24 protein-coding genes and 2 tRNA genes are annotated in these 24,177 nt (G+C 67.2%); 8 read left to right on the forward strand and 18 right to left on the reverse strand.

All coding sequences use genetic code 11. The features are described 5' to 3' along the window. Window positions 1-47: 47 nt before the first annotated feature. From AC1RLW_RS09420 to surE, 4 genes are read right to left on the reverse strand one after another with little or no spacing between them, the layout of a single operon-like run. Window positions 48-1,121 carry a sigma-70 family RNA polymerase sigma factor gene (locus AC1RLW_RS09420; protein ID WP_493192868.1) on the reverse strand — a complete coding sequence of 358 codons (1,074 nt, stop codon included), beginning with the start codon at window positions 1,119-1,121 and terminating at the stop codon, window positions 48-50. A gap of 4 nt (window positions 1,122-1,125) precedes the next feature. Continuing rightward, window positions 1,126-2,037: a peptidoglycan DD-metalloendopeptidase family protein gene (locus AC1RLW_RS09425; protein ID WP_493192869.1), complete on the reverse strand. Its 912-nt coding sequence runs from the start codon at window positions 2,035-2,037 to the stop codon at window positions 1,126-1,128. Window positions 2,038-2,048: 11 nt separating this feature from the next. Then, on the reverse strand, window positions 2,049-2,825 hold the full coding sequence (locus tag AC1RLW_RS09430) for a protein-L-isoaspartate(D-aspartate) O-methyltransferase (protein WP_307638550.1): 777 nt from the start codon (window positions 2,823-2,825) through the stop codon (window positions 2,049-2,051). A gap of 4 nt (window positions 2,826-2,829) precedes the next feature. After that, a complete protein-coding gene (gene surE / locus AC1RLW_RS09435; RefSeq protein WP_062479041.1) occupies window positions 2,830-3,588 on the reverse strand; it encodes a 5'/3'-nucleotidase SurE in 759 nt (252 codons plus the stop codon). A gap of 128 nt (window positions 3,589-3,716) precedes the next feature. Between surE and AC1RLW_RS09440 the strand changes: the two genes are divergently transcribed. Then, a complete protein-coding gene (locus AC1RLW_RS09440; RefSeq protein WP_493192870.1) occupies window positions 3,717-4,703 on the forward strand; it encodes an NADPH:quinone oxidoreductase family protein in 987 nt (328 codons plus the stop codon). 97 nt (window positions 4,704-4,800) lie between these two features. Here AC1RLW_RS09440 and AC1RLW_RS09445 read toward each other — a convergent pair whose 3' ends face one another. Next, window positions 4,801-5,148: an H-NS histone family protein gene (locus AC1RLW_RS09445; RefSeq protein ID WP_056583066.1), complete on the reverse strand. Its 348-nt coding sequence runs from the start codon at window positions 5,146-5,148 to the stop codon at window positions 4,801-4,803. 285 nt (window positions 5,149-5,433) lie between these two features. Next, a tRNA-His gene (locus AC1RLW_RS09450) sits at window positions 5,434-5,509 on the reverse strand. A gap of 277 nt (window positions 5,510-5,786) precedes the next feature. Here AC1RLW_RS09450 and AC1RLW_RS09455 point away from each other — a divergent pair. Both AC1RLW_RS09455 and AC1RLW_RS09460 read left to right on the forward strand, forming a co-directional pair. Further along, window positions 5,787-6,035, forward strand: a complete 249-nt coding sequence (locus AC1RLW_RS09455; protein ID WP_062479046.1) for a GlsB/YeaQ/YmgE family stress response membrane protein — start codon at window positions 5,787-5,789, stop codon at window positions 6,033-6,035. A gap of 94 nt (window positions 6,036-6,129) precedes the next feature. Next, the gene (locus AC1RLW_RS09460; protein ID WP_493192871.1) at window positions 6,130-6,462 is read left to right on the forward strand and encodes a hypothetical protein; all 333 of its coding nucleotides are present in this window, start codon (window positions 6,130-6,132) and stop codon (window positions 6,460-6,462) included. A gap of 6 nt (window positions 6,463-6,468) precedes the next feature. Here AC1RLW_RS09460 and AC1RLW_RS09465 read toward each other — a convergent pair whose 3' ends face one another. The 6 genes from AC1RLW_RS09465 to AC1RLW_RS09490 all read right to left on the reverse strand — a co-directional run bounded on the left by AC1RLW_RS09465 (window position 6,469) and on the right by AC1RLW_RS09490 (window position 11,832). After that, window positions 6,469-7,143 carry a histidine phosphatase family protein gene (locus AC1RLW_RS09465; RefSeq protein WP_139706101.1) on the reverse strand — a complete coding sequence of 225 codons (675 nt, stop codon included), beginning with the start codon at window positions 7,141-7,143 and terminating at the stop codon, window positions 6,469-6,471. Between the two features lie 112 nt (window positions 7,144-7,255). Then, complete coding sequence (locus AC1RLW_RS09470; RefSeq protein WP_493192872.1) at window positions 7,256-9,175, reverse strand: SurA N-terminal domain-containing protein; 1,920 nt, start codon at window positions 9,173-9,175, stop codon at window positions 7,256-7,258. A gap of 76 nt (window positions 9,176-9,251) precedes the next feature. Further along, a tRNA-Val gene (locus tag AC1RLW_RS09475) sits at window positions 9,252-9,327 on the reverse strand. A 29-nt stretch (window positions 9,328-9,356) separates the two neighbouring features. Beyond that, window positions 9,357-9,629 carry an HU family DNA-binding protein gene (locus AC1RLW_RS09480; protein ID WP_007830705.1) on the reverse strand — a complete coding sequence of 91 codons (273 nt, stop codon included), beginning with the start codon at window positions 9,627-9,629 and terminating at the stop codon, window positions 9,357-9,359. A gap of 209 nt (window positions 9,630-9,838) precedes the next feature. Further along, window positions 9,839-10,924: a tartrate dehydrogenase gene (locus AC1RLW_RS09485; RefSeq protein ID WP_062479058.1), complete on the reverse strand. Its 1,086-nt coding sequence runs from the start codon at window positions 10,922-10,924 to the stop codon at window positions 9,839-9,841. Further along, window positions 10,921-11,832, reverse strand: coding sequence for an alpha/beta fold hydrolase (locus AC1RLW_RS09490; protein ID WP_493192873.1), 912 nt, complete (start codon window positions 11,830-11,832; stop codon window positions 10,921-10,923). Before AC1RLW_RS09490 ends, AC1RLW_RS09485 begins: the two co-directional genes overlap by 4 nt. A gap of 70 nt (window positions 11,833-11,902) precedes the next feature. Between AC1RLW_RS09490 and AC1RLW_RS09495 the strand changes: the two genes are divergently transcribed. Further along, complete coding sequence (locus AC1RLW_RS09495) at window positions 11,903-12,865, forward strand: LysR family transcriptional regulator (protein ID WP_493192874.1); 963 nt, start codon at window positions 11,903-11,905, stop codon at window positions 12,863-12,865. A 16-nt stretch (window positions 12,866-12,881) separates the two neighbouring features. Here AC1RLW_RS09495 and AC1RLW_RS09500 read toward each other — a convergent pair whose 3' ends face one another. From AC1RLW_RS09500 to uvrC, 3 genes are read right to left on the reverse strand one after another with little or no spacing between them, the layout of a single operon-like run. Continuing rightward, on the reverse strand, window positions 12,882-13,769 hold the full coding sequence (locus AC1RLW_RS09500; RefSeq protein WP_062479066.1) for a DMT family transporter: 888 nt from the start codon (window positions 13,767-13,769) through the stop codon (window positions 12,882-12,884). Then, a complete protein-coding gene (pgsA, locus tag AC1RLW_RS09505) occupies window positions 13,766-14,332 on the reverse strand; it encodes a CDP-diacylglycerol--glycerol-3-phosphate 3-phosphatidyltransferase (RefSeq protein ID WP_062479069.1) in 567 nt (188 codons plus the stop codon). Before pgsA ends, AC1RLW_RS09500 begins: the two co-directional genes overlap by 4 nt. Before the next feature lie 57 nt (window positions 14,333-14,389). Then, a complete protein-coding gene (gene uvrC, locus AC1RLW_RS09510) occupies window positions 14,390-16,363 on the reverse strand; it encodes an excinuclease ABC subunit UvrC (protein ID WP_493192875.1) in 1,974 nt (657 codons plus the stop codon). A gap of 151 nt (window positions 16,364-16,514) precedes the next feature. On the opposite strand from uvrC, the gene AC1RLW_RS09515 reads away from it, so the two are divergent. Further along, window positions 16,515-18,599 carry a gamma-glutamyltransferase family protein gene (locus AC1RLW_RS09515; protein WP_493192876.1) on the forward strand — a complete coding sequence of 695 codons (2,085 nt, stop codon included), beginning with the start codon at window positions 16,515-16,517 and terminating at the stop codon, window positions 18,597-18,599. A 64-nt stretch (window positions 18,600-18,663) separates the two neighbouring features. Here AC1RLW_RS09515 and AC1RLW_RS09520 read toward each other — a convergent pair whose 3' ends face one another. Next, window positions 18,664-20,112, reverse strand: coding sequence for a M20/M25/M40 family metallo-hydrolase (locus AC1RLW_RS09520; protein ID WP_493192877.1), 1,449 nt, complete (start codon window positions 20,110-20,112; stop codon window positions 18,664-18,666). 103 nt (window positions 20,113-20,215) lie between these two features. On the opposite strand from AC1RLW_RS09520, the gene earP reads away from it, so the two are divergent. From earP to AC1RLW_RS09535, 3 genes are all read left to right on the forward strand, one after another. Beyond that, entirely contained in the window at window positions 20,216-21,316 is a 1,101-nt protein-coding gene (gene earP, locus AC1RLW_RS09525) for an elongation factor P maturation arginine rhamnosyltransferase EarP (protein ID WP_493192878.1), read from the forward strand. Window positions 21,317-21,469: 153 nt separating this feature from the next. After that, on the forward strand, window positions 21,470-22,024 hold the full coding sequence (gene efp / locus AC1RLW_RS09530) for an elongation factor P (RefSeq protein WP_062479082.1): 555 nt from the start codon (window positions 21,470-21,472) through the stop codon (window positions 22,022-22,024). 122 nt (window positions 22,025-22,146) lie between these two features. Beyond that, the gene (locus AC1RLW_RS09535) at window positions 22,147-23,010 is read left to right on the forward strand and encodes an LOG family protein (RefSeq protein WP_070059745.1); all 864 of its coding nucleotides are present in this window, start codon (window positions 22,147-22,149) and stop codon (window positions 23,008-23,010) included. 9 nt (window positions 23,011-23,019) lie between these two features. Here the strand turns inward: AC1RLW_RS09535 and AC1RLW_RS09540 are convergent, their stop codons facing one another. Next, window positions 23,020-23,682 carry a TetR/AcrR family transcriptional regulator gene (locus AC1RLW_RS09540; RefSeq protein WP_493192879.1) on the reverse strand — a complete coding sequence of 221 codons (663 nt, stop codon included), beginning with the start codon at window positions 23,680-23,682 and terminating at the stop codon, window positions 23,020-23,022. Window positions 23,683-23,684: 2 nt separating this feature from the next. Then, window positions 23,685-24,143, reverse strand: coding sequence for a hypothetical protein (locus AC1RLW_RS09545; protein WP_095950973.1), 459 nt, complete (start codon window positions 24,141-24,143; stop codon window positions 23,685-23,687). Between the last annotated feature and the right edge of the window lie 34 nt (window positions 24,144-24,177).

A 24,177-nucleotide genomic window follows, 5' to 3' on the forward strand; every position in this document is an offset into this window, starting at 1 on the left:
GCCGGGGCGGTCCGGCCGCGACGGGTTACCTTCTTTTCTTCACACCACTAGAACAGCGCGTCGCGGCCGACGCCGGAGCGCGCCAGCTGCTTGCGCATCTTGGCCAGCGCCTCGTTCTGGATCTGCCGCACGCGCTCGCGCGTCAGGCCCAGCCGCACGCTCAGCACCTCGAGCGTCTCGGGCTCCCGGTCGTGCAGGCCGTAGCGGCCTTCGAGCACCTCGCGCTCCCGCGCGTTGAGGGCCTGCACCCACTGGTCGAGCAGGCGCTCCACCTCGTGCGTGTGCGTCACGCCGGCGGGGTTGCCCTGTTCGTCGTCGGAGGCCACGGTGTCGGCGAGCGTGAAGCCTTCTTCGCCGCGCGCGTCGCCCGCATCGAGCGAACGCGGCGCCTCCGCCAGCGCCAGCAGGTCAGCCACCGCCTGCACCTCGCGGCCGAGCAGCGCGGCCACGTCCTCCACGCGCACGCCGTCCGGCCGGCTCGCGAGGAACTCCGCATCGCCCTCGAGCGTGCGGCGCGCACGCAGGACCTGCTGCAGTTCGCGCACGACATGCACCGGCAGGCGGATCGCCCGCGACTGCGTGATGACGGCGCGCTCGACCGACTGGCGGATCCACCAGGTCGCATACGTGGAGAAGCGAAACCCGCGCTCAGGCTCGAACTTGGTGATGGCATGCATCAGCCCGAGGTTGCCTTCCTCGATGAGGTCGGACAGCGGCATGCCGCGCCCCAGGTAGTTCTTGGCGATGTTGACCACGAGCCGCAGGTTGTGCTCGATCATCGACTGCCGCGCCGCGAAGTCGCCGGCGCGTGCGGCGCAGGCGGTGGTGTATTCCTCGGCGGGAGTGAAGAGCCCGGTGCGCCGGACCTGGCGCAGGTAGATGGTCAGGGCATCGGCGCCCTCGCCGCCCATGACCTCGGCGGTGGCGCCGTGAGGCGGGGCCGATGCTGCTGAGGGGATCGACGAATCTGCGGGGGAGTCGTCGGGAAAAGAGTCCGTGCTCAGCGGCTCGTCGCCGCTGTCCTGATGACCATTGCGGCCACCGTTGCTTCGAGGTGAAGGGCTGCCCTGCCCCGCCAGCCCACGCACGGGCAGTGTGCGAAGAGGGCGGGAGGCAGCCATGGCATCACCGGTTGGGCAGGTAACGCGACGGGTCGACGGGCTTGCCCTGGCGGCGGATCTCGAAATGCAGCTTCACGCGATCAGCGTCGCTGTTGCCCATCTCGGCGATCTTCTGGCCCTTCTGAACCGACTGATCTTCCTTCACGAGCAGCGTCTGGTTGTGCGCATACGCCGTGAGGTAGGTGTTGTTGTGCTTCAGGATGATCAGGTTGCCGTAGCCGCGCAGGCCGGCACCGGCGTAGACCACACGGCCATCGGCCGCGGCCAGCACGGGGTCGCCGGCCTTGCCGCTGATGTCGTAGCCCTTGTTCTTGGCTTCATCGAAACCGGCGATCAGCGAACCGCTGGCAGGCCAGATCCAGCCCAGGTCGTCGTCGCCCGAGCTGCCCGGGCCCGAAGGCGAGGCCGTGACAGGCGGCTTGGTGGTGCCGCTCGCGCCGCTGGCCGGCACGGCCGGCGTGACGGACGCCTGCGGAGCCACAGGCTTGGTCGTCGCCTCGGTGGCCGCAGCAGGCGCAGAGGTGGACGGTGCGGTGGCGACCGCCGTGCTCCCGCCGGTCGGTGGAATCACGCGCAACACCTGGCCGACTTCGATCAGGTCGGGGTTGTCGAGGTTGTTCCAGCGCACGATGTCCTGCCAGCGCTGGCCCGTTTCGCTGCCGATGCGACGGATGGAGTCACCGGGGCGCACGGCGTAGTAGCCGGGCTTGCCGTAGTTCTCGATACCGGGGAGCGGTTTGCCGGACGCGTCGGTCGTGATGGGAGGACCGCCGGGCGTCGTTGCCCCGGGTGCGCGCGTCATGGTGCCCCGGTCTTCGACCGGTGCGGGACCGCGCGGTGCGGAGCAGCCCGCGATCACGAGCACAACAGCCAACGTGATGCCTGCGAACAAACTCCGATTGCCAAAACCCTGCATTTGTTATTCCTTCAAGCGATGCCCGATTTTAGGGGGACAAAGTGAACCGCCTCAAGAATGCGCCGCTCGAGCCCACGGGGGGTCTTGTCGATCACGACGAGGGCCTGTCCACCGGTGGCGGAATGGGTCGGCGCGACGATGCGCCCGCCCACCGCGAGCTGCGTGATCCAGGCCTCGGGCACGGCCTCACCGCCTGCCGCGGCGATGATGCCCGCGTACGGCGCACCCTTCGCGTAACCGATCATGCCGTCGCCCAACATCAGGTGGACGGTGGCCAGACGGAAGTGCCGCAGATTGGTGCGCGCACGCTCGTGCAACCCGCGCAGGCGCTCGATGCTGTAGACCTCGGTGGCCACCTCGTTCAGCACCGCGGCCTGGTAACCGCAGCCGGTGCCGATCTCGAGCACGCGGCCCAGCCGCTCCTGCGGCTTGCCGACCAGCGCCGGCGCGCCCAGCAGCAGCTCGATCATGCGGGCCACCACATTGGGCTTGGAAATGGTCTGTCCCAGCCCGATCGGCAGGCTGGTGTCTTCATAGGCCTGGTTGACCAGCGCGCTGTCGACGAAGCGATGCCGCTCGACAGTGCCCATGGCGCGCAGCACGCGCGCGTCGGTGATGCCCTGTGCCGCGAGCTTTTGCACCATGCGCGCCCGCACGGCGTCGGACGCCATCGAGGGCGTGGACGGGACCATCGGCTTGACCGGCACAGCGGGCATGCGCCCGCGCGTGGCGGCCGAAGCGGTGGGGGTCAGTCGAACCGGGAAACTGGGCCGCGGAGGGGTCGCCATGTCGTCAATTGCCGAGACGGGCAACCGTCTCGCGCCATTGGCCCAGGTTGGCATGGTCGGTCAGGTCGATCTGCAAGGGCGTCAGCGCGATGTGGCCGGCCGCGGTCGCGTGGAAGTCGGTGCCCTCCCCGCTGTCCTTGGCGCTGCCTGCACCGGCGATCCAGTACATGGTTTCGCCGCGCGGACTGTCCTGCGTGATCACCTTTTCGGCGGCGTGGCGGCGCCCGAGCCGGCACACCTTGACCGGTTTCAGTTCGTCGAACGGGCGGTTCGGCACGTTCACGTTGAGCAGGAAGGCGGGGCCGCCGAGCATCTTTTCGCGCTCGATCTGCTGCACCAGCCGGCGCGCCACCTGGGCCGCCGCATCCACGTGCGCCCAGCCCTTTTCGATCTGCGAAAAGGCGATGGCCGGGATGCCGAACAGGTAGGCCTCCATCGCCGCGCCCACGGTGCCTGAATAGATGGTGTCGTCGCCCATGTTGGCGCCGTTGTTGATGCCCGAGACCACCAGGTCAGGACGGTAGTCGAGCAGGCCCTTGAGCGCGATGTGCACGCAATCGGCCGGCGTGCCCGTCACGTAGCGGAAACCGTTGTGCGCCTTGTGCACATACAGCGGTGCGGCCAGCGTGAGTGCGTTCGACTTGGCGCTGTTGTTGTGCTCGGGTGCCACCACCTCGACGTCGGCGATGTCCTTGAGTGCGTCGTGCAACGCGACGATGCCCGGCGCCTGAAAGCCATCGTCATTGGAAATAAGTATCTTCATGGTGCTTCTGGGTGCAGCGGATTGTAGGTGCGGGGTGCGTCGCAGCAGGGACAACGCCACACCACAGCGCCGCCTATCATCGCCCCGAATTCATTGCCCACACGACTCATTCGAAGGAGACCCCGAGCATGCACGCATGGCTTTGCGAAAACCCCACCGGCGTTGACGCGCTGACCTGGAAAGAACTGCCCACCCCCACGCCGGGCCCGGGCCAGGTGCTGATCGAGATCAAGGCGGCCAGCCTGAATTTCCCCGACCTGCTGATCGTGCAGAACAAGTACCAGATGAAGCCGCCGCTGCCCTTCGTTCCCGGATCGGAATATGCGGGCGTGATCCAGGCGGTGGGCGAAGGCGTCACACACCTCAAGGTCGGGCAGAACGTGGCGTGCCTGTCGGGCACCGGCGGCTTCGGCACCCACACGCTGGCACCCGCCGCGCTGTGCATGCCGCTGCCCGAAGGTTTCGGCCATGTCGACGCAGCCGCTTTCATCATGATCTACGCCACCTCGTGGCACGCACTGATGGACCGCGCGCAACTCAAGGCCGGCGAAACCGTGCTGGTGCTCGGCGCGGCCGGCGGCGTGGGCACAGCAGCCATCCAGATCGCCAAGGCGGCGGGCGCCAAGGTGATTGCCGCGGCATCGACCGACGAAAAGTGCGAACTCTGCCGCTCGATCGGCGCCGACGCGACGATCAATTACACGACGCACGCACTGCCCAATGGTTTCCGTCATGCCATCAAAGCCGCAACCGATGGCAAAGGCCCGGATGTGATTTACGACCCCGTGGGCGGCGATTTCGCAGAACCGGCATTCCGCTCGATCGGCTGGCGCGGTCGCTATTTGGTGGTCGGTTTTGCATCGGGCCCGATCCCGTCGCTGCCATTGAATCTGACGCTGCTCAAAGGCGCGTCGCTGGTGGGCGTGTTCTGGGGCGATTTCGCGAAGCGCGAACCCAAGGCCAATGCGCAGATGATGGCCGAATTGGCCCAGTGGTACGGCCAGGGAAAAATCAAGCCGGTGATCGACAGCACGATGCCGATGTCCGAATTGAAGGCCGCCTATGCGCACATGGGATCGCGCGGCGTCAAGGGAAAACTGGTGATGGTGAACTGATCGGACGCGCGCACATCACTGTGCGCGCCTTCCAATAAAAAAGCCCGCCGAAGCGGGCTTTTTTATTGGGCGAATGTCCAACTGATTCTGCAGGCAATCACTTGATCTCGTAATCGGAGAGCGACTTGCCGGCTGCCAGGGCTTCCGTGACCCAGCGCGGCTTGCGGCCGCGGCCACCGGACCAGGTTTCGCCCGTCGGGCCGCGGTATTTGGCGGCGGCCTTGGCGGCTGCAGGACCTGCGCTGCGCTTGGTTGCGGCGGCACGGCCACCACCCAGCTTCAGATCGGAAGCGGTCAAACCGTATTCCGCAATCTTCCTGCGCACTTCTTCGATCACGCCGGCCCGTTCCTGGTTACGCAGGTCTTCGGCCTGCTTGCGCAATTGCGCAATCTGCTCGTCGTGCTTCTGGATCTGGGAATTGATATCGGCGAGTGACGAAGCCATTGTTGGACTCCTGTTGTGAATTGAAAACGGCTGAATTCTAATTCAAACCACTTTTGCCACAAGCGCCTTTTCAGCAGAAAAATGCAGGCGCATTGGTTGAATGCAACAACCCGCAACACACGCGCACCATTTTGGGTACTTTCAAAATCGGGGCGAAGGAGGAAAGAACGCGGCGTGCAACCAGGCGCTTGAAGCGACGGCGAAGCCAGAAATGACAACGCCGGGCAAGCCCGGCGTTGGAATCCCTTGGGTGCTATTGAGAAATAGCGCTGGGACTGAATTTTTTGGGGTGGCTGATGGGACTCGAACCCACGACGACCAGAATCACAATCTGGGACTCTACCAACTGAGCTACAGCCACCGTAGAGCCTCTGATTGTAGCGTTAAAAATCGCGGCTTTCGCTCCCGCGATCACCAAAGACGCTGAAATGCCACATTGACATGCAACCCAGCGCCTTCAGAGACCGTCCGCGATGGCCTGCCGCCACACATGCGCCCTGCCCCATGGGCATAACTTCGCAGTCGCCCGTTCGATGTGCCTGGACGACGCTGAGCCGCGAATGGCTCCGCTATCATGAATGCGAGCGGCCCGACCGGGCCCGGCTTTCGCCACTTCACTTCATCAAAGGAACTTCTTCATGAGCATCGTCTGGACTATCCTGATCGGGTTCGTCGTGGGTCTCGTGGCGCGGGCCGTCAAGCCGGGCAACGATTCCGCCGGCTTCATCGTGACCACGCTGATCGGCATTGCAGGTTCGCTGGGCGTGACCTACCTCGGCCAGGCGATGGGCTGGTACACCGCCGGCCAGGGCGCCGGCTTCATCGCCTCCGTGCTGGGCGCGATCGTGCTGCTGATTCTCTACGGCCTCATCAAGCGCAAGAGCTGATGCCCCTGACGCCGCGCCGCGCAACGCGGCCGGCGGTTCTTCCGGCTGCCTGGGCCCCATACTTCTTCAGCCAGCCTCGCGAGGCTTCCCGCCAATGCCCCGCAAACCACGCGCCCGTCATCACGTCTATGTGGTCGAACTCGACGACCGCGCCTGGAACAACGGCCGCTTCCGGCGCGCCAACCCCGACTACCAACTCGGCAAGCCCTTCGTCTATGTCGGCATGACCGGCCTGGACCCCGACATCCGTTTCGACAAGCACAAGGCCGGCATCCAGGCCAATCGCTTCGTGCAGGAATTCGGCCTGCGGCTGTTGCCCGCGCTCTACGAACGCTACAACCCGATGCCGTATGACGATGCGCGGCTGATGGAGGTCGACCTGGGCATCGCCCTGCGCCGCGCCGGCTACGGCGTCTGGCAGGCCTGACGCGGTTCAGGAGTAGGTGACCCAGTCCGCATACGCCGGGCCGTCGAGGTGCGGCAAGGTGTTGTAGGTCACGAGCATGTGCCGCTTCGGCGTGAAGGCGAACTCGGTCACCGAGCTGTTGCGGATGCGCAGGTTGAGCTCGATGGTCGTCTCGGCGCTGGTGCCCAGCACATGGCCGACCGCGGTGCTGATCGGCCCGCCGCTCGACACCACCAGCACCTTCGCGCCGTGGTGCCGCTCGCGCACATGGTCGAGCGCCGTGGTCACGCCGGCCAGGAAATCGACGTAACTCGGCATGCCGACTGGCGCCGTGCGCCCCTGCATCCATGCACCCAACCCGTCGCGCAGCAGGCGGAAGTGATGGCGGTACATCTCGGGTGAATCAGGCTTCTCGAGCTTGCCCTGGTGCACCGTGGCAATGACGGCTTCGCTGTCGTACTCGTTGAGCCCCGGCCATGGGAGCACGTCGTCACGCGACAGCCCGAGCCCCTGCGCGATGCCCTCCCAGGTCTGCTTGTGGCGCTTCAGCGTGCCGGTGATGACGGCATCGAAACGCATGCCGCGCTCGCGCCAGTATTCACCCAGGCGCACGGACTGCCGGTGTCCGAGTTCGCTCAGGTTGTCATAGTCGGCAGCACCGAAACTGGCCTGCCCGTGGCGCACGAGGTAAAGGGTTCCCATGCGCCGGATTCTGGCAAGAAGCGCGAACCGCGCTTGTCCCTCGTGCGACCAAAAAAAAAGCCCGGGTCGTCGAACCCGGGCTTGTTGCGAGCAGCAGTTGCCCGTCTGTGTCTCAGCGCGCCGCTGCAGCAGCCGGCAGCGTGTCCGCCGGCTTCGGCACGAGGATCTCCACCTTGAAGCGTTGCTTCAGCAGCTCGTAGTAGGCAGCGGCTTCGGCGGCGGTCACCGACTGGGCGATCTGCATGCTTTCCTGCTGCGCCTGTTCGGCCGTCGGCGGCGTGCGCGGCACGACCTTGGTCACGCGGACCACGGCATAGCCTTGCGTGCCGAGATCCACGCCGAGCAGCGCGGGCAGCTTGGCGCCGTCGGCACGCAGTGCGGCGTCGATCACCGGCGTCGGCTGCGACTGGGCATCGATGCGCGACACCGTGACCGGTGCGCCGAAGGTAGCGCCGTCGGCCTTCACCTTCCAGGCGGCGAGCTTGGCTTCGCCCTCGGTCTTGGCCAGTGCTGCGGCGCGCTCGGTGATGAGCTGTGCGCGGATCTTGTCCTTCACCTCGGCCAGCGGAATCGGATGCGCGGCCGTGTACTGCGTCACGCGGCCCGATGCGAGCTGGTTCGGACCGACTTCGATGGCTTCGGTGTTCTGCTTGCGGTCGAGCGAGTCGGAGGCATACAGCGCCTGCAGGAAGTTGCGGCTGGCGAGCGGGCCGGTGGCGCCCGGCGCGGGCGTGCGCGGCACGTTGGTGGCGGTCTGGATCGTGAGCTTCAGCTTCTCGGCGGCCGGCCTCAGGCTCTCGGGCTGCTGATAGACGGTGTCCGTGAAAATTTCCGCAGCCTTCGCGAATTCCTGCGTGGCCTGTTGGGCGCGCACTTCGTTCTCGATGGTCGCGCGCACCTTCTCGAAAGGCGGCACCACGGCCGACTTGATGTCGGTCAGCTGAATGATGTGATAGCCGAACTCGGTCTCGACGAGGTCGCTGATGTCGCCCTTCTTGAGCGCGAACATCGCGTCTTCGAAAGGCTTGACCATCGCGCCGCGCGTGACGAAGTCGAGGTCGCCGCCCTTCTCGGCCGAGCCGGGGTCCTGCGAGTTCTTGCGTGCCACGTCGGCGAAGGTGTTCGGCGCCTTCTTCACGTCGGCCAGCAGCTGCTCGGCCTTGGCCTTCGCCTTGGCGCGGTCGCCGCTGGACATGCTGGCGGGCGCGGTGATCAGGATGTGGCTCGCACGGCGCTCTTCCTTGGTACCGAAGCGCGCGGTGTTCTGCTCGTAGTAGGTCTTGAGGTCGGCTTCGTTCGCGACGATGTTCTTCTTCGCGGCTTCGAGGTCGAGCACGAGGTACTCGATGCTGGCCTGCTCCGGCGCCTGGAACTGCGACGTGTGGTCCTTGTAGTAGGTCTCGATGTCGGCATCGCTGACCGTGACCTTCGACGCGAAGCTCTCGGGCGCGAAGCGCGCGACCTGGATTTCACGACGGTCGTAGAAGGCATTCACCGTGGCCGCGGTCAGTGCCGCCGGTGCGAAACTCGTGCCCGTCACGCCCAGCAGCACCTGCTGCGAGGCCATGTCGGCGCGCACCGATGCTTCGTACTGCTCGGGCGTGCGGCCGGTGGCGCGCAGGAAGGCTTCGCGGTCGAACTTGCCGTCGGCCGTGCGGAATGCAGCCAGGCCGGCGTCCTGCGCGAACATGCGCGTAAGGCGGTCTTCGGACACCGACATGTTGGTCTTGACCGCCGCGGCCGCCAGCACGCGATCGCGCACCATGCGTTCCAGCGTGGCGTAGCGCAGCGCGTCGGAATCGAGCAGCGTCGGATCGACGTTGGGCGACTGCTGGCGGATGCGGTCGGTCTCGACGCGGTGCTGCTGGTCCCACTCGGGCTTGGTGATGTCGTGACCCTGGATGCGGGCCACCTTCTCGTCGCCGCCCATGCCCTGGTAGCGCTCGACACCAAAGAAGACGAACGAGGGAATGATCAGCAAGAACAAGAAAATCATCACGACTTTGTTGTACTTGCGGAAGGTATCAAACATGCTTGAACACTCTTTTTCGACGGGCGCCGGACGGCAATAAAAAAGGCGAACCGGTGTTCGCCTTTGCATCGGGTGGTGGTGGGTGCTGAGGGGCTCGAACCCCCGACCTACGCCTTGTAAGGGCGCCGCTCTACCAACTGAGCTAAGCACCCCACCTGGAATACTCTCCGAGTCTACAGCCTCAGTTCAGCGCGTCTTTGAGCGCCTTGCCGGGACGGAACTTCGGGATCTTGGCTGCCTTGATTTTAATCGCGTCGCCGGTGCGGGGATTCCGGCCGGTGCGGGCTGCGCGTTTGCCGACTGCGAAAGTGCCGAAACCGACGAGCGACACGGAACCGCCCTTCTTGAGCGTGGTACGAATGGCGCCAATGGTGGATTCGAGCGCACGGGTCGCTGCGGCTTTGGAAATATCGGCGTTCTTTGCGATGTGCTCAATCAGTTCGGTCTTGTTCACAAGGGCCCCTTGTCGAAAAAAAGTTGGTCGGCTTTCGTCAGCTGCGACCTGGCCGCGACGGGAGCGACTCAAGAACATGGCAGGCCTGACGCCTCGGCAGCGCACTGCCAGCGAGGATTACAACCACTGGTCTGCGGGGTGTCAATAAGACACAACGCACTGCAGCCCAGCGGAGCGCGCGATTTTAGGGGCGTTTCGCGACGTACTTTTCAAAGGGCCTCGGCAATTGCCTTTCCGAGGTCGGCCGTGCCCGCCCGACCGCCGATGTCCGGCGTGCGCGGTGCGCCGCTTTGGGGCGCGAGCACCTTCTCGATGGTCGCCAGGATCGCGTCGTGCGCGTCCTTGTGGCCGAGAAACTCCAGCATCATCGCGCCGCACCAGATCTGGCCGATCGGGTTGGCGATGCCCTGCCCGGCGATGTCGGGGGCCGAGCCGTGCACCGGCTCGAACAACGAGGGCGTGGTGCGCTCGGGGTTGAGGTTGGCGCTGGGCGCGATGCCGATGGTGCCGGTGCAGGCCGGGCCCAGGTCGGACAGGATGTCGCCGAACAGGTTGCTCGCCACCACCACGTCGAAGAAGTCGGGCCGCTGCACGAAGTGCGCCGTGAGGATGTCGATGTGGAACTTGTCCAGCGTGATGCCCGGGTAGCCCTTGGCCATTTCCACCACGCGCTCGTCCCAGTACGGCATGGTGATCGAGATGCCGTTCGACTTGGTGGCGCTGGTCAGGTGCTTCTTCGGCCGCGATTGCGCGAGCTCGAAGGCGAACTTCAGCACGCGGTCGACGCCCACACGCGACATCACGGTTTCCTGCACCACGATCTCGCGCGGCGTGCCCTGGTACATGCGCCCACCGATGCTCGAATACTCGCCCTCGGTGTTCTCGCGCACGATGTACATGTCGATCTCGCCGGGCGCGCGCGGCGTGCCGTCGCGGCGCACCACGGGCGCGACGATGCCGGGCATCAGGCGCGCGGGACGCAGGTTGATGTACTGGTCGAACTCGCGGCGGAACATGAGCAGCGAGCCCCACAGCGACACGTGGTCGGGAATCTTCTCGGGCCAGCCGACCGCACCGAAGAAGATGGCGTCGTGGCCGCCGATCTGGTCCTTCCAGTTGTCGGGCAGCATCTGGCCGTGCTTCTCGTAATAGTCCCAGCTCGAGAAGTCGAAGTGGTCGAACTTCAGGTCGATGCCGAATTTGCGCGCCGCCGCATCGAGCACGCGCAGCCCCTCGGGCATGACTTCCTTGCCGATGCCGTCGCCGGCGATGACTGCGATTCTGTGGGTGCTCATGAAGTGGCTCCTGGGTGTTCAGGGGAAACGAAAAAATTCAGCGCCTCAGCCAGCAAGGCATCGGGGGCTTCTTCGGGGATGTAGTGGCCGCAGGGCAGCGCGCGGCCCGACACGTCGTCGGCGCGCTCGCGCCACAGCGAGAGCACATCGAACGCGCGCCCCACCGCCCCGTGCTCGCCCCACAGCACGCGCAGCGGCTGCGCGAGGCGACGGCCGGCGGCGATGTCGGCGCGGTCGTGCACGAGGTCGATGGTGGCGGAGGCGCGGTAGTCCTCGCAGATGGATTCGGCGGTGCCCGGGATGGCGATGCAGCGTTCGTACTCGGCCAGCACCTCGGGCGCGAACGGCGCAAGCCCCGCGTGCCGCCCGCCCATCACGCTGCGCACGTAGCGCACCGGGTCGGACGCAATCAGCGCCTCGGGCAGCGGCGGCGGCTGGATCAGGAAGAACCAGTGCCAGTAGGCCTTGGCAAACGCTTCGGAGGTGTGTTCGTACATGGCCAGCGTCGGGGCGATGTCGAGCAGCAGCATGCGCTCGACCGCGCCGGGATGGTCGGCCGCGAGCCGGTGCGCCACGCGCGCGCCGCGATCGTGCGCGAGCACGGCGAAGCGTTCGAAACCATGGTGATGCATGGCGGCCAGCGCGTCGCGCGCCATCTCTCGCTTGCTGTAGGCCGCGTGTTCGGCGTCGGCCGCCGGACGGCCCGAGTCGCCGTAGCCGCGCAGGTCCACGGCGATCACCGTGAAGCGCTCGGCCAGCGCGGGCGCCACGCGGTGCCAGATCGCATGCGTCTGCGGATGGCCGTGCAACAGCAGCAAGGGTGCGCCCTGCCCGCCGATGCGACCGTGGATGCGCACGCCATCGCGAGCGATGTCGAAGCGGGGGAAGTCGAGGAAGGAAGCCGTCACGCCGCGATTGTGCGTTGCACCCTGGCGGCCATCAAGCAACAATCAGCCAATTCATACTTTCCAATCTGGCATGAATCCCCACGCGATGGAACGCGGCGATCTCGAACTGGTGCTGGCCATCCGCGACCAGGGCAGCCTGGCCGGCGCGGCCGCCACGCTCGACGTGGTGCCCTCGGTCATCACCAAGCGGCTCGGCGCGCTGGAGGCCCGGCTCGGGCAGCGGCTGTTCGACCGCACGACGCGGCGGCTCAGCGTCACGGCCGAAGGCGAGGCCGTGTGCCTGCATGCGCGCACGCTGCTCGAAGGCTTCGCGGCGCTCGAAAGCGAACTCGGCGAACGGCAGAACGCGCTGATCGGCACGGTCCGCCTCGCGGCCACCTTCGGCTTTGGCCGGCACTGGCTCGGCCCGGCACTCGCGGACTTCCAAGCGCAGCACCCCGGCCTGCAAGTCGAGCTGCTGCTGACCGAGCAACTGCCCGACCTCGGCGCCGAAGGCTACGACGGTGCGGTCTGGCTGTGGGCGGTGCAGCAGCACCGCGCCGCCGACTGGACCACGCGCCGCATCGCACGCAACCAGCGCGTGCTGGCCGCCTCGCCCGACTACCTGGCACGCCGCGGCACACCGGCCACGGTGGAGGCGCTGGCCACGCACGACTGCCTGATCGCGCGCGAGAACGGCGACGCCGCGCAGTCGCGCCAGTTCGCGCTCTGGACGCTGCGCCATGCGCGCGACGGCAGCACGGCGCGCGTGCGGGTGCAAGGCCCGCTCACGAGCAATTCAGGAGAGATGGTGCGCGACTGGTGCCTCGCGGGCCACGGCGTCATGCTGCGCAGCCTCTGGGACATCGCACCGCAGCTGGCGAGCGGCGAACTCGTGCGCGTGCTGCCGTCGTACAGCATGCCCGACGCCGACATCCACTGGGTCGCGCCGTGGCGGCCGAAGACGCCGCGCCGCGTGCGCCTTTTGGTCGATCACCTGGTCGAGCAGTTCCGCTCGGAGCCCTGGAAGCCGGCCAAGCCGGGCGGGCGCTGAAAAAGAGAAAGCGCCGTCAGCGCTCCGCGCGCACCACGAGGCTCACGCCGACGGCCGTCAGCCCGATGCCCAGCACCGTGGTCCAGGTGATCGGTTCGGCGAACAGCAGCCAGGCCATCAGCGCCGTGCACGGCGGCACGAGGTACAGCAGGCTGGTGACGGCGGTGGCCGTACCGCGCTGGATCAACATATAGAGCAGCGAGCTGCCGCCCAGCGACAGCGCCAGCACCGACCACGCCATGGCGCCGATCGAATGCGTGTTCCATTCGATGGCCTGCGCCTCGAGCGCGGCAAAAGGCAGGGTCACGAGCAGCGCGGCGGCCATCTGCACCGCGCTGGCGCTGCGCACGTCGCAGGGCGCGACGAAGCGCTTCTGGTACAGCGTGCCCGCCGTGATCGACAGCAGCGCCATCACGGCCAGCCCCATCGTCAGCGCGTTGACCTCGGTGCCCTGCCCCAGCTTGCGCGACACCACCAAGACCAGCCCGGCGAAACCCAGCGCAAGCCCGGTCCACTGCCGCCCCGAAATGCGCCCGCCGTTGAAAGACAGCCACACCGCCGTGAGCACCGGCTGGATGCCGACCAGCAGCGCCACGAGCCCCGCGCCCATGCCCGCATGCACCGCCGCCCAGACGCCACCGAGATAACCGGCCTGCATCAGCACGCCCGTGACCGCCAGGTGCCCCCATTGCGCGCGCTTCGCCGGCCACGCTACGCGCGCGAGCATGACCCACACGCCGAAGCAGGCGAGCGACAGCGCATAGCGCACGGCGAGGAACTTGAGGGGTGGCGCGTAGGGCATGCCATAGCGCGCAACGATGAAACCCGTGCTCCAGATCAGCACGAAGACCGCCGGCATCGCCCGCAGCCAGCCTGCGTTGCGGACCGAGACGGCCGCGGTCATTTGGAATGGGCCCGGATCTCGGGAATGGCCTTTTGCAGGTAATAGACCATCGACCAGACAGTGAGCACCGCCGAGATCCAGATCAGCCACTGGCCCCACAGGCCGGTGTCGATCACCTTGAAGAGGTGCCCGTCATAGAGCAGGAAGGGAATCGCGACCATCTGCACGGTCGTCTTGACCTTGCCGATCATGTGGACCGCCACGCTCTTGCCGGCGCCGATGCGCGCCATCCATTCGCGCAGCGCCGAGATGGCGATCTCGCGGCCGATGATGATGAGCGCCACGAACACGTCGGCACGCTGCAGGTGCACCAGCACCAGCAGCGCGGCGCAGACGAGAAACTTGTCGGCCACCGGATCGAGGAAGGCGCCGAAGGAAGAGGTCTGGTTGAGCTTGCGCGCCAGGTAGCCGTCGAGCCAGTCGGTGGCGGCGAACACGATGAACATGACCGTGGCGATCAGGTTGCGCGTCGGTTCGCTGATCGGCAGGTAGAAAACGCCGACGATCAACGGAATCGCGACGATGCGCGTCCAGGTCATGATGGTCGGTAGGGTCCAGAACATGCGGGCGATTGTGTCATGCACGCGTGAAGCGCCGGAAGGACGGGGGCAATCCCGGCTTCAACGCAGCGCGCGATAGATTTCCTCGGCCAGTTCGGTGGCAATGCCCTCGACCGAGGTGAGGTCTTCGACGCTCGCCGCCGCCACGCCGCGGATGCCGCCGAAACGCTGCAGCAGGCGCGCCCGGCGCTTCGGGCCGATGCCCGGAATGTCTTCGAGCTGGCTGCCGCCCACGCGCACCTTGGCGCGCTTGGCCCGCATGCCGGTGATGGCGAAGCGGTGCGCCTCGTCGCGGATCTGGGCCACGAGCATCAGGGCGGCCGAATCCTTGCCGAGGTAGACCTTCTCGCGGCCGTCGGCAAACACCAGTTCTTCAAGCCCGACCTTGCGGCCTTCGCCCTTCTCGACGCCAACGATCAGCGACAGCGGCAGGCCCAGTTCGCTGAACACCTCGCGCGCCATCGACACCTGACCCTTGCCGCCGTCGACCAACACCAGGTCGGGCATGCGCGCGGCCGGCGTCCTGGGCGGCGGCGCCTCGACGCCTTCGGCCCCTTCGCTTTCCGCGTCGCCCGGGGCCAGGGCCTCGGTCTCGGCCGCCATCGCCTCGGCCAGCTTGCCGTAGCGGCGGTGCAGCACCTGACGCATGGCGGCGTAGTCGTCGCCGGGCGTGATGCCCTCGATGTTGTAGCGGCGGTACTCGCGGTTCTGCATCGTGTGGTGCGCGAACACCACGCACGAGGCCTGCGTGGCCTCGCCCGCCGTGTGCGAGATGTCGAAGCATTCGACGCGGAAGTTGTCCAGGTCGTCCGACGCCAGCTCGAGCGCGTCGGCCAGCGCGCGGGTGCGCGCCTGCTGCGAGCCCTCTTCGGCCAGCAGCCGCGCCAGCTGCAGGCCGGCATTCGTCTCGGCCATCTCGAGCCAGTGGCGGCGCTGTTCGTGCGGCTGGAACACCGCCGTGACGCGCGCGCCGGCCTGCTGCGAGATCGCCTCGATGAGCGCGCGGCTCACCTGCCGGCCCAGCACCAGCGTGGCGGGCACCGGCACGTCGATGTAGTGCTGGGCGATGAAGGCCTCGAGCACCTGGACCTCGATCGGGTCGGCGACCACCGGGTCGGCACCTTCTTCGGCGTCGAGCTCGCCATGGTGGATCTGTGCCGCGTCGTCCACATGCACCGGAAAGTACGCGCGGTCGCCCAGGTGGCGCCCGCCGCGCACCATCGCGAGGTTGACGCAGGCCTTGCCGCCCTGCACCTTGACCGCGAGGATGTCCACGTCCTTGTCGGACACCACCTCGATCGACTGCTGATGCAGCACGCGCGAGATCGCCGACATCTGGTTGCGCAGCTCGGCCGCCTGCTCGAACTCGAGCTTCTCGGCATGCGCCGTCATGCGCTGCTCCAGCGTGGAGAGCACGCCCTGCGTGTCGCCGAGCAGGAAGGCCTCGGCGCTGGCCACGTCCTGCGCGTAGGCCTCGGGCGAAATGAGGCCCACGCAGGGGCCGCTGCAGCGCTTGATCTGGTACAGCAGGCAGGGCCGCGTGCGGTTGGCGTACACCGTGTCCTCGCAGGTGCGCAGGCGGAACACCTTCTGCAGCAGCTGGATCGATTCCTTCACCGCCCACGCGCTCGGGTACGGACCGAAGTAGCGGTGCTTCTTGTCGACCGCGCCGCGGTAGTAGGCCAGCCGCGGAAACCCGTGCGAGGCGATCTTCAGGTAGGGGTAGCTCTTGTCGTCGCGAAACAGGATGTTGTAGCGCGGCTTGAGCGTCTTGATCAGGTTGTTCTCAAGCAGCAGCGCCTCGGCCTCGGAGCGCACCACGGTGGTCTCCATGCGCACGATCTTCGAGATCATGTGGCCGATGCGGGTGCCCCCGTGGCTCTTCTGGAAGTAGTTGGCAACCCGCTTCTTGAGGTTGCGCGCCTTGCCCACATACAGCACGGCGCCGGCCGCGTCGAAATAGCGGTAGACACCCGGCAACTGCGGCAGGGCCGCGACTTCGCTGAGCAATTGATCGGAATGCACGTCGGACATGGCGGCTATTGTGGCGCGCGGCGTGAGGGCCGGCTGGGCCCGACGCAAAGGCGACACGGACAGGAACGGAATGTGCTCAAGATCGCAGCGGGCGCCGGGGGGCGCCCATTGTCTTTTTTGGCATTCAAATTAACAGCAAAGGGAAATATTCATGAAGAAGAACTCCGTGCGCGCATGGTGGGCGTTGACGCCCCTCGCGCTCTCGCTGGCCGTGGCCGGCTGCGGCGGCAACAGCAACAACAACGCGCAGAACAACGCCGCACTGGTCGCGGCCATCGCCGCGATCAACGCGGCCAACCAGCCCACGCCCACGGCCCCGCCCGCCGCCGACAACGGCTGCCAGATTCCGAGCAGCGGCACCTCCGTGGTCGTCGGCTCGGGCGACCCGGGCGATCCGGCCGCGCCGGAGCCGGCGTCGGGCTACGTGCCCGGCCACAAGCTGGTGTACGCCAAGAACTACATGGTGGTCGCGAACCACCCGCTGGCCACGCGGGCCGGCTGCGACGTGCTCAAGGCCGGCGGCAGCGCGGTCGATGCGGCGGTGGCGGTGCAGGCCGTGCTCGGCCTGGTCGAGCCGCAGTCGAGCGGCCTGGGCGGCGGTGCCTTCATGCTTCACTACGACGCGGCGACGAAGAAGGTGCAGGCCTACGACGGTCGCGAGACGGCGCCTGCCGCAGCCACCGAGAACTACCTGCGCTGGATCGACGACACGAACGACCAAACCGCACCCAAGCCCGGCGGCGCCCGCTGGAGCGGCCGCTCCATCGGCACGCCCGGCGCCGTGCGCATGCTCGACCTCGCCTATCAAGACCACGGCAAGCTGCCCTGGAAAGACCTGTTCGGCTATGGCATCACACTGGCGTCCGACGGCTTCCTGATCGGTGGACGCATGGCGGGCGCCATCGCGGGTTCCGCGGCATACCTGAAGCGCGACGCCGACGCCACGGCCTACTTCTTCAACGCCGACGGCACGCCCAAGGCGCTGGGCACCAAGCTCACGAACCCGGCCTATGCCAGGACGCTGAGCACGATCGCCACACAGGGCGCCAACGCCTTCTACACGGGCGACATCGCCAAGGGCATCGTCGACAAGATCGGCGTCAGCGCCGCCGTCGACGGCTCGGCCATCACGCCCGGCAAGACCACGCTGGCCGACCTGGCCAACTACAAGGCCAAACGCCGCGACCCGGTCTGCAGCACCTACCGCGAGTACTACATCTGCAGCATGTCGCCGCCGTCCTCGGGCGGCATCGCGGTGGTGGCGACGCTCGGCATCCTCGAGACCTTCAACCTGGGCCTGTACAAGCCGACCGCCATCGACCTCGAAGGCGGCAGGCCGAGCGTGATGGGCGTGCACCTGGTGAGCGAGGCCGAGCGGCTGGCATATGCCGACCGCGACAAGTACGTGGCGGACACCGACTTCGTGCCGCTGCCCGGCGGCAGCCCCGCCATGCTGATCGACAAGTCCTACCTGCAGGGCCGCGCCAGCCTCATCAGCCTGACGAAGAGCATGAATCTCGCCAAGGCTGGCGACCGGGGCGATGTGCCGCTGGGCATCGACAAGACCGAAGAGCATGGCACCACGCACTTCACCGTCGTCGACAAGCAAGGCAACGTGGTCGTGATGACCACGACGGTGGAAGGCAGCATGGGCTCGTTCCACATGACGCAGGGCTTCCTGCTGAACAACCAGCTGACCGACTTCGCACTCAACCCGATCGACACCTCGGTGACCCCGAACGTGAAGTTCGCCAACCGCGTCGCCCCCGGCAAGCGCCCGCGCAGCACGATGGCGCCGACGCTGGTGTTCAAGAAGAACGCCGACGGCAGCATGGGCGAATTCGTGATGGGCACCGGCTCGCCGGGCGGCGGCACGATCATCCAGTACGTGGTGAAGACGCTGGTTGGCGCGCTCGACTGGGGACTCGATGCGCAACAAGCCACGTCACTGGTCGACTTCGGTGCCACCAACACCCCACCACCGACGCCCCCCGGCGCCACCTACAGCCTCACCAACGTGGGCGGCGAGCACCCGGCCATCGACACCTCGAACTCAGGCAACAACGATCCGCTGATCGCCGGCCTGCGCGCGCTCGGCCACACGGTGAACCTCGGGGCGCAGTCCAGCGGCGTGAGCACCATCATCCGCACGAACGTCGGCGGCAAGCCCGCGCTGACCGGCGGCGCAGACCCGCGCCGCGAAGGCATCGTGCTGGGCGACACCTTCACGCCCTGAACGGCCAAGGGCCGGCGCAGCCTTCACCGCGCCGGCCCTTTGGCCTGATCACTTATCTATCTATTTACTTCGCGACTTCCGACACCAGTCGGTACAGGAACTCGCGCCCGTCGTACAGGCGCTGGATCTCGATGCGCTCGTCCAGCCCGTGCGCGCGCGCATCGGCCGGCTCGAGGAACATGCCGGTCACGCCGTACATCGGGATGCCGGCGTTGCGCAGGAAGCGGCTGTCGGTGGCGCCGGTGCTCATGGCGGGCACCACGGGCACGCCGGGCCACATCTGCTGCGTGAGCGTCTCGACCGTCTTCACGAGGTCGCCGTTGAGCGGCGAGGCCGGGCTGCGCAGCGGCTTGCCCATGTTGCGCACCACGATCTTGTCGTTGCCCACGGCCTGGGTCAGCAAGCGCTCGACCTCCTCGGGATCGTCGTGCGGCAGGATGCGGCAGTTGACCGTGGCCTTGGCCGATTGCGGCAGCGCGTTCTCGGCATGGCCGGCCTGCACCATCGTCGCCACGCAGGTGGTGCGCAACTGCGCGTTGTAGGCCGGGTTGGCCGTCATGCGCTCGAGCACGCCGGCGTCGGGGTTGCCGCTGCCGATGGCGCGCATGTCGTCGGCCAGCTGGCCGGTGGCGAAGGGGGCGCTGCGCGCGAAGTAGGTCTTGGTGACGTCCGCGAGCTTGATCGGGAAGGCGTAGTTGCCCAGGCGCTCCAGGCCGGCCGAGAGCGCGTAGATCGGGTTGGTCTTGGTGGGCACCGAGCTGTGGCCGCCCACGTCGCGCGCCTCGAGCATGTAGGTGGTGTACATCTTCTCGGCCACCTGCATGCGGTGCAGGTTCGGCTTGCCGCCGCGCAGCTCGCCGCCGCCGCCCTCGTTGATGCCGAACTCGGCCTGCAGCAGCTCGGGCTTGTTGTTGATGAGCCAGAAGGCGCCGTTGCTCAGCGCGTCGCCGCGCTCCTCGTCGGCGGTGAGCGCCAGGATGATGTCGCGCTTGGGCTTGAAGCCTTCCTGCTTGAGCTGCCCCAGCACGGAGACCAGCGCCGCGGCCATGGCCTTGTCGTCGATGGCGCCGCGCGCCGTGAAGTAGCCGCCGGTTTCCTGCAGCTTGAAGGGGTCGGTCTTCCAGTCTTCGCGGCGGGCCTCGACCACATCGATGTGGGCCAGCAGCAGCAGCGGCTTCTTGCTGCCGTCGCCCTTGAAGCGCAGCACCAGGTTCCCCTTCTTCGGGAAGGGCTCGAAGATCTGGATGTCGCCGGGCGCGAAACCCGCGTCGACCAACCGTTTTTCCATGGCCCGCGCCGCGACCGTGTTGTCGCCCACCGAGTGGGTGGTGTTGATCTCGATCAGTTCCTTGTAGATCTCGCGAAAGCGCTGCTGCTGCGCGGTGATCGGCGCGGTCTGGGCCTGGGCGCCGGCCATGCCGGCCAGGGCCAGCGAGAGCGCGAGCACGCCGCGTTTGGCGCTGCTCAAGGGCGAAGAAGAAAACGACGAACGGCGACGGGTCTGCATCCTCATGGTCTGGCTCTCTCCGATGGTTGTTGTGGCGAGGGCAGCATAGCAAGCGGGCCGCGTTTTCGCCCGCGCCTGAGCGACCGCGAAGACAGGCACACTCGCGGCCATGGGCACGCGCATGCAATGGGACATCTTCTGCAAGGTCATCGACAACCACGGCGACCTGGGCGTCTGCTGGCGCCTGGCCTGCCAGCTCGCGGCGGCGGGCGAGCGCGCGCGGCTGTGGGTCGACGACCCCACGGCGCTGAACTGGATGGCGCCGGCCGGCTGCGACGGCGTGCAGGTGATCGACTGGTCCGACGCCGAAGCCGTGCGCCGCGCGGTTGCCGACCCGGCGCCAAACGTGCTGGTCGAGGCCTTCGGCTGCGACCCGGAGCCGGAACTCATCGCGCGTTTCGCGCAGGCCCCGAGCCATGCGCAGGCCTGGATCAACCTCGAGTACCTGTCGGCCGAGCCCTATGTCGAGAAACTGCACCGGCTGCCCTCGCCCGTGTTCAAGGGTCCGGGCGCCGGGCTGACGAAACGTTTCTTCTACCCGGGCTTCACGCCCGCGACCGGGGGCCTGCTGCGCGAGCCCGACCTGATGGCGCGCCAAGCGCGCTTCGACCGGGCGCGCTGGCTGCAGGCGCAGCAGGTTCCCTGGCAGGAAGGCGAGCGCCTGGTGTCGCTCTTCTGTTACGAGCCGCCCGCGCTGGCCGCCCTGCTCGCCCGGTTGGCCGCCGACCCGGTGCCCACGCGGCTGCTGGTCACCGCGGGCCGGGCCGCGCATGCGGTGCAGGCCTGCCTTGCGAACACCGACACGCCCGATCGCCCGCCGGGCGGCCAGGGTTCGCTATCAATTTCATACCTCCCCTACCTCAGCCAGGCGGATTTCGACCATCTGCTGTGGGCCTGCGACCTCAACTTCGTGCGCGGCGAAGACTCGCTGGTGCGCGCCCTCTGGGCCGGCGCGCCGCTGGTCTGGCAGATCTACCCGCAGGACGACGACGCGCACCACGTCAAGCTCAACGCCTGGCTCGACTGGCTCGGCGCCCCGCCCGAGCTGCGGCTTTTTCACCACGCCTGGAACGGCTTCGGCGAAGCGCCCCTGCCCGCGCCCGGCCCGCTGGATGCCTGGCGCGAAACCGCCCATGCGGCGCGCGGCAGGCTGCTGGCGCAGGACGATCTGCTGGCCCAGTTGCGGCAGCTGGTCGCCGGAAAAAGCTAAAATAGCGGGCTTTGCGGAATTCAGCCCTGGCCGCCACGGTCGGGGAGGCCTTTCGCCAAACCTGCCGCGGGACATGTACGGCGGGGCCAGATACGACGGCATGCAGCGCCGAGGGCCCCGCGCACCGAGCGGCCAACATCCAGAGAACCTGATATGAAAATCGCTCAAGAAATCCGCGCCGGCAACGTCATCATGCACGGCAAGGACCCGATGGTCGTCCTCAAGACCGAATACAGCCGCGGCGGCCGCAACAGCGCCACCGTGCGCATGAAGATGAAGAGCCTGATCGCCAACTTCAACACCGAAGTGGTCTTCAAGGCCGACGACAAGATCGACCAGATCGTGCTGGACAAGAAGGAGTGCACCTACTCCTACTTCGCCGACCCGATGTACGTCTGCATGGACGCCGAGTACAACCAGTACGAAGTCGAAGCCGAGAACATGGGCGACGCCCTGAACTACCTCGAAGACGGCATGGCCGTCGAAGTGGTGTTCTACGACGGCAAGGCCATCTCGGTCGAACTGCCCACCAGCGTCGAGCGCGAAATCACCTGGACCGAGCCGGCCGTCAAGGGCGACACCTCGGGCAAGGTCATGAAGCCCGCCAAGATCGCCACCGGCTTCGAAGTCGGCGTGCCGCTGTTCGTGTCGCAAGGCGACAAGATCGAAATCGACACCCGCACCGGCGAATACCGCAAGCGCGTCTGAGCGCGTCTGCACCCGGCTGACCACCACCACGACGAAGGCTCCGCAAGGAGCCTTTTTCGTTGGCGGGCACGCGGGTTGCATCGGCGCACAATGCCAAGCCAATTCCGTTCGACGATCGTTTCATGAACAACACGCACAACATTCACGACAAGCGCCTGGCCGATGCCTGGGCCACGCTGCAGTCCCATTCCGACCGGGGCCTGCCCCTCGATCCCGATCCCTCGCGCCTGGCCTTCGCCGACCCCGAGTTCCTGCTGCGCCGCGAAACGCGCGGCATCCGCATGCAGCTCGAGCTGATGAAGCCCGACCTCGAGCAGCGCGCCCACGGCATCGAGAACACGGTGGTGGTCTTCGGCAGCGCGCGTTTCCGCAGCGAGGACGAAGCCGCCGCGCTGGTCGCGCAGGCCGAGGCGGCCGGCGACACGGCCCTGGCCGAGCGCTGGCGCCGGCTCTCGCGCAACTCGCACTACTACGAGAAGGCGCGCACCTTCGGCAAGCTGGTCGCGCAGTACAGCGAGAAGAAGGAACCGCAGGACAAGCTCTTCGTGTGCACCGGCGGCGGCCCCGGCATCATGCAGGCGGCCAACCGCGGCGCGCACGAGGCCGGCGGCCTCTCGGTCGGCCTGGCCATCGCGCTGCCGATGGAAGAAGAAGCCAACCCCTACGTCACGCCGGCGCTGAGCTTCAAGTTCCACTATTTCGCGATCCGCAAGATGCATTTCATGATGCGTGCGAAAGCGCTGGTGGCGTTCCCGGGCGGCTTCGGCACGCTCGACGAGCTGTTCGAGGTGATCACGCTGGTGCAGACCAAGAAGTCGAAGCCGGTGCCGATCGTGCTCTTCGGCTCGGACTACTGGAAGAAGCTGATCGACTTCGATTTCCTGGTCGACGAAGGCGTGATCTCGCCCGGCGACGTGAAGCTCTTCGAATACGTCGACGCGCCGGAAGACGCTTGGGACGCCATCAAGCGTTTCTACAAGCTCTGACCGTACCGGTCAGGCGTCGTCGCTGTCGTCGGGCCGCAGGGCCTGCTCGAAGAAGCGCGTGAGCGCGCGGGCGCGGCGGCGGCGGTCGGCCACGGGGTTCGCGTGCGGCCCCATGGCCACGGCATCGTCGGCCACGCCGTGCAGCGCATTGAAGAGGATCACGGCCGTCAGCGTCGCGTCCTCGACCTCCCACACGCCCGCGGCGTCGCCTTGCGTCAGCAGGGTCACGAGCTGCGTGATGACGACGTTGTCGTTGCGCATGCGCCGGTCCTCGGGCCGGTACTCGTGGAACACCACGTCGTGCAGCGCGACGTTGTCCAGGTAGGTCTCCAGCCCCGCTTCCACCCAGGCCTTGAGCCGCGCCCGGTACTTGCCCGGCGCGTGGCGGTCCATCGCCTCCTGCAGGCGGGCGCAGAAGGTGTCGACGAAGCGCTGCTGCAGCGCGCCGAGCAGCGCCTCCTTCGACGGAAAGTACAGGTAGAAGGTGCCCTTGGCCACCTGCGCACCGGCCGCGATGTCGTCGATGCTGGTGGCGGGGATGCCCTTGGCGATGAACAGCTGCTCGGCGGCGTCCATCAGCGCGACGGCGCGGGTCTGCGGCGCCTTGGTGCGGCGGCGCGCGGCGGTGGCGGTGGCGGTGGCGGGAGCGTCGTCGGGGCTGCTGCTTGTCATGCTCAAGAACCGGCCATGGCACCGGCGCGTGCCGTGTCGATGGCGGCGTGCACCGCCGCGGCATCGAGACGCAGGCCGCGCGGGGCCAGCACGCGCTCGCGCAGCCAGGCCAGGGCCTCGTCGGTGCGGGCGAAGGTGCTCGCGGGAATGCCGAAGAGTTTTTCGACGTTCATCTTGCTGATCTTCTCGAACTGGTCGGCGGGCACCACGCTCGCCATGCCCATCATATGGCGGCGGATGTCGGCGCCGCGCGCCTGCAGCCACTGCTTGGCACTCTGGGCGCTGCCCTCGGGATGCACCAACGCGTCGGCGTCCGCGAACACGCGCAGCGAGACAAAGGGCTCGCCGCGGTCGAGCCAGCGGTTCCAGTCTTCGGTGAAGGCCTGCAGGCTTTCCAGCGTCTGCAGGCCTGCGGACACGCTGATGACCAGCGGCCATTGACTGAGTTCGTGACGGATCATGAAAGACTCCTTGTAGACAACCGGAAGGCGCCGG

The sequence above is a fragment of the Variovorax sp. GW822-FHT04A09 genome (assembly GCF_058801005.1).